Origin of the sequence: Paragemmobacter kunshanensis (assembly GCF_011059185.1) — a bacterium.
Taxonomy (GTDB): Bacteria; Pseudomonadota; Alphaproteobacteria; order Rhodobacterales; family Rhodobacteraceae; genus Paragemmobacter; species Paragemmobacter kunshanensis.
In genome coordinates, this window is the sequence record NZ_JAALFE010000088.1 from 1 (window position 1) to 1,312 (window position 1,312).

Genomic DNA, 1,312 nt, shown 5'->3' on the forward strand with positions numbered 1-1,312 from the left:
TCAGAATAACGGATGCCGCCTCGTATAGGAGACCTCGGAGGTGATGATCACCCCGTCGGGATATGTGGCCCTTATAACCCGGATCCTCTATCTGTCCACGCCCGAACGCGGCGACATGTTGCTACGCATTCGCGGCACCGACGGGACGGCGGCGCTGGCGCGAAGAGTGTCGAACGGGGTGTTCCCGGCTGCTAAACGATCCGATCTTCGATTTTTGTGGCCGCGTGCCCATGGACACACGAGTTGGTCTATACTCTCCGCTCGTCTGACACCCGCCGGAATCCTTGTTCAATTCAACTCGAACCTGTCCGAGTGATCGACTGGACAGGGATGATGTGCTTGTGGTCATCGTTCGATCTCCTGTCCCATTGCTCCGGGGCGAGACCGGCCCACGATCGCAAGGTTAACGGTCAAAACCAAGCATATCCTGAGCGCAAGCGGACGCCCTGCGCTACTGCGCCGTGTATCCGCCGTCGATGACGAGTTCCGCGCCGGTCACGAACTTCGCCTCGTCCGACGCGAGATAAACCACGCCATAAGCAACATCCTCCGGCTCGCCAACCCGGCCAATCGGATGCAGCGCGTCCAACGCCTTGCGGCCTTCAGAGACGTCGCCATGCTCGGCAAGGTAATTTTCAACCAGCGGTGTCCAGATGTAGCCGGGGTGGATCGAATTTGCCCTGATGTTCAACTGTTCTTTTGCGCAATAGAGCGCAACCGACTTGGTATAAAGCCTGACCCCACCTTTCGAGGCGTTATAGGCCCCGAGATTGGGATCACCGACCAAGCCTTCGATGGATGATATGTTAATAATCGTACCACCCGCCGGTTCGTTTTTCTTCATCGTCAGAATGGCATGCTTTGTCCCAAGGAAAACGCCATCGAGGTTGATGCTCATCAGTGTTCGCCAGCGTTCCAGCGTCTCTTCCTCCGGCGGACCGCCCCAGCCGACACCAGCATTATTGACGAGCACGTCAAGGCGACCGAACTGCTCGAGAGTGCCGGCCATCACCCGCTCCCAAGCGTTCTCGTCGGCGACGTCGTGCTTGAAATAGATCGCGCTGCCACCGTTTTCCGTGATGGCCCGAGCCACCGCCTCCCCCTCGACATCCTTGATGTCGGTCAGTACCACCTTGGCACCCTCGCGCGCCAGCATTTGTGCCGTCGCCGCCCCAAGTCCCAGGGCCGCGCCAGTGACGATCGCCACTTTATTTTTCAAACGCTCCATCTTCCTCGTCACAAAACCCGAAGGACACTTTCACTTTTCTCGAGCATTGACGCTGTCCTGGCCAATTTCAGCGGGTCCTCACCA

2 protein-coding genes are annotated in these 1,312 nt (G+C 58.2%); one reads left to right on the forward strand and one right to left on the reverse strand.

What is annotated here, in order from left to right; genetic code table 11:
* Positions 1 to 43 precede the first annotated feature (43 nt).
* Positions 44 to 316, forward strand: a complete 273-nt coding sequence (locus G5V65_RS21855; RefSeq protein WP_165054724.1) for a hypothetical protein — start codon at positions 44 to 46, stop codon at positions 314 to 316.
* Positions 317 to 451: 135 nt separating this feature from the next.
* Here G5V65_RS21855 and G5V65_RS21860 read toward each other — a convergent pair whose 3' ends face one another.
* Entirely contained in the window at positions 452 to 1,228 is a 777-nt protein-coding gene (locus G5V65_RS21860; RefSeq protein WP_165054727.1) for a glucose 1-dehydrogenase, read from the reverse strand.
* Positions 1,229 to 1,312: the final 84 nt, after the last annotated feature.